A 6634-nucleotide genomic window follows, 5' to 3' on the forward strand; every position below is an offset into this window, starting at 1 on the left:
GATCGACTTCGGGCACCTCGTTCCGGAGCCGGACACCGATCCGAGCCGAGCATCTCGAATTCGACGCTACCGAAGGATCAGGTGTCGAATACGGCCCCGCACTCATCTCTCCGCTTCGCGCTTCGGATCGAGTCGCAGGGGTTCTGGTTGTCCTGCGCCGGATCGACGGCAAGCCCTTCGACGACACTCAACTCGAACTTGTGTCATCGTTCGCCGATCAGGCCGCCGTGACCGTACAAATGGCGAATTCCGCACGCAGACTTCGCGAACTGGATGTGCTGGCCGAGCGTGACAGGATCGCCCGAGATCTGCACGACCGAGTGATCCAACGGATATTCGCTGCCGGGCTGTCTCTCCAGAGCACGGTGCAGCGTGCAACAGCCCCGGAAGTCAAGACGCGGCTCGCAACCACGATCGATGACCTCCAGGACACGGTCCAGGATATTCGCAGTGCAATATTCGACCTGCACTCTCGTGATACCACAACCGTCGGTCTACGACGGCGTGTCGATGACATCGTCGACGAGATGACCGGGAACTCCGGATTGCGAACGACATTGCGGGTCTCGGGGCCTTTGTCGGTGGTGGATCCGCCACTTGCCTCACACGCACTGGCGGTGCTTCGCGAGGGAATCAGCAACTGTGTGCGCCACGCTCACGCCACTACCGTCACCATCGCGATCAGCGTCGCGGACGATCTCACCGTTGTCATCACCGACGACGGTGTCGGAATGCCCGCCGATGTATCGGCCAGCGGACTCGACAATTTGCGATCGAGAGCTCGGGAATGCGGCGGACACATGATTATCGAACCCGCTACCGAGGCGGGCGGCACTGTTCTGACGTGGTCTGCGCCCCTCCCCTGATGTGCACAGCTGTCCCATTCACAAGTTCATCGTGACTGGTTCGTGGACAACCTTTTCCAAGTCCTGTGCGCTGCACTCGAGCAATTGATGCGCCAGGTCCGACAACGCTCGTGCGGTGGCGAGTTCGTCGCCGATCTCGGGCACATTCGGGTCCGCGGGACTCTTTCGAGCGTGTCCCACACCGGTCAAATGGGTGTCGTCGCGCGTTCGAAGTCGCGCCACGGCCCGCGTTTTGTTGTCGTGCTCATCGATGGTCACCTCGACCGACCACTGGTGTTGTTCCATTGTTCTCGTCCTTTCATAGGCGAACCGGAACGTCGAAACCACGGCATTCCTCGCTAGGTCTACAGCAGGTCCTCGTTCCGTCACAGAGCATTTCGACCTCGGTGCCTGGGACCTTCGGGCCACGTCCAGTAATCGGGACCTTCGGCTCTATCTCGACGACCTACGCCCGGCGTTGACTCGAGACAGCTGCAAGATCAGACCCTCGATCTCCCGAATCGACGCGAGGTAGTTTCCATGACAACGTCCACGGCAGACACCGCACCCGCACCCGCACCCGATGAAGCTCCTGACGTCGGTGGACGCATCACGACGATCAGTGTCGGACTCGATCAGAGCCCCCACTCGTGGGGAGCGCTCGAGTGGGCCACGGACATCGCACATCGGGCCGGAGCAAAGATTCGAATCGTTCATGCTCTTCCACAGCACCGATTGGAAGACATCCGGTCCGAAAATCCTCGATCTCGCGTGATCGGAAAACGGTTGTTGCGGTCTGCAGCGCGCTCCGTTCACAAGAAAGACCCAGCTCTGACCGTCGACACGGTGCTGACTGACGATCCGATCGCTTCATACCTGACCACGCTGACCCGCACCGCTGACCTTGCCGTCATCGGTAGTCGCCCGTCCGGGCCGGTGAGAGATACGCTGTTCGGACACCACGCAACTCGAATCGTCGCCAAGTCGAGTTGTCCGGTCGTGGTCTGGCGTGGGCAGTCGGAAGCTCGCAGCGATGCTGGAGCTGTCGTGCTGGGCATCGACGATTCCGAGTCTTCCTCTCGCGCAATCACGCTCGCCTTTTACCTTGCCGATATTCTCGCAACCCCGTTGACAGCAATGCACACGGAGGCGCCCGTCCACGGCAGCGCAGTACACAGTGGGGCCGCACCCGAAGATGATCGTCTCGATTGGCTGCGCGCACGCACGGCGACGGCCGCCCAACACCACCCATCAGTCGATGTGCACCTGCATTGCCTCGGTTCGACACCCGAACATGAGCTCCGGCGGGCATCCTCGACGGCCCAACTCGTTGTGATCGGAAGTCACGGTTGCGGTCTGCTCAAGGGAACCCTATGTAGGTCCACGGTGCAACAACTGATCCACTCTGCCGGTGGACCGCTTCTTGTGGTTCCCTGACGCCGCAATTATGCCCGCCCCGATAGAGGAGCTCATCATGTCCCTGCCTGATACCGTTCCGAGCGCCTTCGAGGGCTGGCCGATCGAACGCACAGTGCCCGCCCTTGCCAGCGTCGTCACAGCCGCAGGGCTCGTCCTCGGCGAAGTGGCCTCACCGCGCTGGCGACTGCTCAGCGCATTCGCGGCAACCAACCTCGCCCTCTACGCTGCGGTCGGTTGGTGCCCGGCAAGCATCCTTCTCGCCAAGATCGGAGCACCGAGTCTCCGCCCACCTCGAAATAGCTAGTGCGCGAGTCACTCTGCGCGGAGATGTCAATGCACAACGAGCACAGGGCATTCGGCGTGGTGGACGAGATTCTGGCTCACCGAACCCAACACTGCCCCGGACAACCGGCCACGGCCACGACTGCCGACCACCAATACCTGGGCCGTCCCCGACAGTGCGCGCAGTTCACGAGCCGCAGAAGCGCCGACGGCCAACACTCGGACGGAGACGGACGGATAGCGGTCACGGTACGTCTCGACCATGGACTGCAACCACTTGTGCTCCGCTTCGCGCAAGGGCTTCCACTCCACCGACGTCGCATAGTGCAACTCGTCGGCTTCGCTGACGGCGCCGACATGCACTGCAAGCAATTCGACACCCAGAATGTTCGCGAGGTCGAATGCCGCCCCCAGCGCGCGTTTCGACGGGTCCGAGCCGTCCACACCCACCACGACGGGTCTCTGTTCGTTCAGCTCGCTGTCTCGCCGAGCCCGCCACACCAGCGTCGGACAGGTAGCCGAGTTCACCACTGTCGTCGTGGGACGACCGAAGACGATGTCTCGAACAGGTCCCGATTCCGGTGCGCCGAGGACGAGCATCGTCGAGTCGGCCGAAACAGATGCCGCCATTTCCGACGCGGACAGTTCGACGATCCTGCTGTCCACTTCGATGCCGGGTTCGATGTCGCGCGCGGACTGGACCGCGTCCTGTAACCGCTGCTCTGCCTCGTGCCGTAGCCGGGAGGGATAGTCGCTCGTTTCCATCGATGCCGCCATCGCTGCACTCCACTCGGGGGCCGGCAGCAAATAGATCAGTCGCAGGCTCGAGTGGGCACGACGGGCGAGCCTCGCCGCCCACTCGACTATGCCTGCATCGGTTCGCCCACCGTCGAGAATGACGGCGAAACGCCCGTCGGTGGCGAACGGAGCGGTGAAGTGGGACATGTGGACGCCTCTCGTCAGCGGTCGGTCTCGAACGTCAAGCAGAAAGGCAACCGAGTTTCGGCTCACCTACTGATGACCACCTTCAGGGATCCTGAGTCAGCGGCACCACTGAAAACGTCGTACGCCTCGGTGAATTCGTTCATCCTGAATCGATGGGTGATCAGACCAGACGGATCGAGCGTGCCGCCGGCCGCCAGTGTGGCCAACGTCGGTGTCGAAAACGTATCGACAAGTCCTGTGGTGATGGTGAGATCTCGAATCCAAATTGTTTCCAGATGTAGGGCGGCAGAGGCGCCGTGCACACCGATGTTGGCCACATGTCCCCCCGGACGCACTACATCGACTGCCAGTTCGAAAGTGGCAGGTAGTCCGACGGCTTCCATGGCCACATCCGCTCCCAACCCCTCAGTGAGAGCGCGGACCACCTCGACTACATCCTCCGTCGTGTTGTCGATGACCGTGTCGGCGCCTACTTTCAAGGCAGCCTGTAGCCTCCCCGAATCCCTGTCCACCACCACGATACGGCTGGGAGAGAACAGTTTCGAGGTCATGACTGCGGCCAGACCGATCGGACCCGCACCGATGATCACCACCACATCCCCAGGTTTGACCTGCCCGTTGAGGACACCGACCTCATAGCTGGTCGGAAAGATATCCGCCAGCATGAGCATCTGCTCGTCGCTCAATCCGGAGGGGACAGGATGAGTAGAGTTGTCTGCGAATGGAACTCGAACGAGTTCGGCTTGAGTTCCGTCGATGGTGTGCCCGAGGATCCACCCTCCCCCACCCGTGCACTGGCCGTACCGTTGCTCGCGGCAGAACCTGCAGGAACCACACGACGAGATACAGGACACGAGCACACGATCCCCGACCTCGACTCTGGCCACCCCGCTTCCTACCTCGACTACAGTGCCAACGGCCTCGTGGCCGAGGACTCGGCCTGGCGTCGTCTCCGGGACGTCACCTTTCAAGATGTGCAGATCAGTGCCGCAGATCGTGACCGCGTCGACTCGAACGACTGCATCGGTCGGGCACTCGATTGTGGGGTCGGCGACCTCGTCCCAAGACTTCTGGCCAGGCCCGTGAAAGATCATGGCGTGCATTGCTTCTCCTTGTCACTGTGAGGCCGGTCGACAACGAAAGTTCACGCGACGGCCCCGACCGCGGCTTCGTTCGTAGTCGGTGATTGTCACGAGGCTATGACTGCGAGCGTGTGTCGAAGCAGAGCACTCGGTCCACAAGGCGAGGACCAAGGTCACCCGAGCGAGCACCGGCCCGTTGGGATGCACAGGGGCCAGCCGGCCCACATGGTGGAGACCTTTGTCCCTGTGCAATCGATCGGCCCGCTGCAACCATCGAATCGTTCGGCAGGAGATCGATCGAATGCGAGGACATGGCGGGACTCGGAGGACGGCGTGGTGCTACACCCGGAGAAATCGAACCGCTCGGCGCCGACCGAGCCCACAAAGCTCATCGACCCCCAAGAATCCATCGCACGGTTGCTGGAAGACCTCAAGACCAGTCCAGCAGGCTTGTCCGACCGCGAGGTTGCGCGCCGGGCACTCGTTCACGGCCCTAACCGAATAGTCCGCCGACCGGGTAGTCATTGGACTCGGCAGTTGATGCGGCAGCTCACACACCCTCTCGCACTGCTGCTGTGGATTGCAGCCATACTGGCCTGGCTCAGTACGTCCCGACCGCTCGCGGTTGCAATCGTGGTCGTTATTCTCATCAACGCAGCGTTCGCCTTCGTTCAGGAGCGTCACGCGGAACAGGCGGTGGAGGCGCTGTCAGCGTTCATCCCCACCACTGCACGGGTAGTCCGACAAGGGCCTGAGCGTACGGTCGAGGCATCACAGTTGGTCCCGGGCGATGTCATGGTGCTCGCCGAGGGCGACAAGGTGTCCGCCGACGCTCGACTCCTCGACGGTGCGCTGGAAACCGATCTGTCGAGTCTGACCGGTGAATCCGATGCAGTTCATATCGAGACCCGAACCGGTGCAGCGTCGGGACCGATCATCGAAGCGTCGGACGTCGTTTTCAGCGGAACGACGATCGTGGGTGGGCATGCCCGCGCGGTCGTCTTCGCGACCGGCATGCACACCGAACTCGGACGCATTGCAGCGTTGTCCCAACGGGTCGCTCCCGAAGAGAGCCCGCTCGAACGACAGGTCAAACGCGTTGCCTGGCTCATCGCTGCCGTAGCGGCCTGCTTGGGCCTGGCGTTCTTGCCGCTCGGCACCTTGGTCGCGGGTTTGTCGGTGCAGGACTCGGCGACCTTTGCGATCGGCCTCCTCGTGGCCAACGTGCCCGAGGGTTTGCTGCCTACCATCACTCTCGCGCTTGCGGTCGGCGTCCGGGCGCTCGCCCGACGCGGTGCATTGGTGAAGAAGATATCGGCGGTCGAGACCTTGGGGTCCACCTCCGTCATCTGTACTGACAAGACAGGAACACTCACCCAGAATCGGATGACCGCGACCGCGGTGTGGACACCGCAAGGGGTCATCTCGCCGCCGTTCACGGGCGTCGGAACTGCGCGGGCCGCACTGGTGGCAGCACATTGCTGTTCGGCCACCATGAAGGTCGACGACACCGGCGCCATCGTCGAGGAGGGGGATCCCACCGAGCTCGCCCTACTCCGTGTCGCAGCCGAATCGGGTGTCGTCCAGGACACCGATACGCGATCTCGGATGCGCGAGTTCAGCTTCTCCTCCGACCTCCGCCGAATGTCGACCGTGACTCGGATCTTCGGTGGCCAGGCCCGAATCGACGTCAAAGGCGCACCGGAGGAGATCGTCGATCTCTGCACGAGAATCGCCGACTCCGACGACCGACCCCTGACTTCCGACGACCGTGCCGACATAGCCACGTTGATCACCGACTGGGCCGCTCGGGGGCTTCGGCTGATCGCTGTCGCCGAGCGCGTCGTCGACGAGCAACAAGTGGCGCACCTCAGTCGGGAAGACGCTGAGCAGGGATTGACACTCGTAGCGATCTACGCCCTCGTGGATCCGCCGCGGCCCGAGGCGGCCGAGGCCGTCAAACGCTGCCATTCGGCTGGAATACGCATCGTCGTGGTCACCGGCGATCACGCACTGACCGCACGCGGAATTGCCGAGGCTGTCGGGATAGGAGCGACCACC

The 6634-nt window shown here is 62.6% G+C and carries 7 protein-coding genes; 4 read left to right on the plus strand and 3 right to left on the minus strand.

The window, feature by feature from the left end; translation table 11 throughout:
• Positions 1-866: sensor histidine kinase (locus A2J03_RS06215; RefSeq protein WP_156520234.1), on the plus strand; the 866-nt coding region annotated here is incomplete at its 5' end.
• An 18-nt stretch (positions 867-884) separates the two neighbouring features.
• Here the strand turns inward: A2J03_RS06215 and A2J03_RS06220 are convergent.
• Complete coding sequence (locus tag A2J03_RS06220) at positions 885-1151, minus strand: DUF1876 domain-containing protein (protein WP_068370886.1); 267 nt, start codon at positions 1149-1151, stop codon at positions 885-887.
• A 234-nt stretch (positions 1152-1385) separates the two neighbouring features.
• On the opposite strand from A2J03_RS06220, the gene A2J03_RS06225 reads away from it, so the two are divergent.
• Complete coding sequence (locus tag A2J03_RS06225; protein ID WP_068370890.1) at positions 1386-2282, plus strand: universal stress protein; 897 nt, start codon at positions 1386-1388, stop codon at positions 2280-2282.
• A gap of 37 nt (positions 2283-2319) precedes the next feature.
• Entirely contained in the window at positions 2320-2568 is a 249-nt protein-coding gene (locus A2J03_RS06230; RefSeq protein WP_068370893.1) for a YgaP family membrane protein, read from the plus strand.
• Positions 2569-2594: 26 nt separating this feature from the next.
• On the opposite strand, the gene A2J03_RS06235 is transcribed toward A2J03_RS06230, so the two are convergent.
• Positions 2595-3491 carry a universal stress protein gene (locus A2J03_RS06235; RefSeq protein ID WP_068370896.1) on the minus strand — a complete coding sequence of 299 codons (897 nt, stop codon included), beginning with the start codon at positions 3489-3491 and terminating at the stop codon, positions 2595-2597.
• A 62-nt stretch (positions 3492-3553) separates the two neighbouring features.
• Positions 3554-4594, minus strand: a complete 1041-nt coding sequence (locus A2J03_RS06240) for a zinc-dependent alcohol dehydrogenase family protein (protein ID WP_068370899.1) — start codon at positions 4592-4594, stop codon at positions 3554-3556.
• 312 nt (positions 4595-4906) lie between these two features.
• Between A2J03_RS06240 and A2J03_RS06245 the strand changes: the two genes are divergently transcribed.
• Positions 4907-6634 (plus strand): cation-translocating P-type ATPase (locus tag A2J03_RS06245; protein WP_231912391.1); only part of this gene is annotated, 1728 nt, incomplete at its 3' end.

This window comes from Rhodococcus sp. EPR-157 (assembly GCF_001647195.1).
Classification (GTDB): Bacteria; Actinomycetota; Actinomycetes; order Mycobacteriales; family Mycobacteriaceae; genus Rhodococcoides.

Excerpts from the sequence above, each read along its gene's own strand:
- A2J03_RS06220 (WP_068370886.1), bottom strand. The coding sequence starts at position 1,151 with ATGGAACAACACCAGTGGTCGGTCGAGGTGACCATCGATGAGCACGAC.
- A2J03_RS06230 (WP_068370893.1), top strand. The coding sequence starts at position 2,320 with ATGTCCCTGCCTGATACCGTTCCGAGCGCCTTCGAGGGCTGGCCGATC.
- A2J03_RS06235 (WP_068370896.1), bottom strand. The coding sequence starts at position 3,491 with ATGTCCCACTTCACCGCTCCGTTCGCCACCGACGGGCGTTTCGCCGTC.
- A2J03_RS06240 (WP_068370899.1), bottom strand. The coding sequence starts at position 4,594 with ATGCACGCCATGATCTTTCACGGGCCTGGCCAGAAGTCTTGGGACGAG.
- A2J03_RS06225 (WP_068370890.1), top strand. The coding sequence starts at position 1,386 with ATGACAACGTCCACGGCAGACACCGCACCCGCACCCGCACCCGATGAA.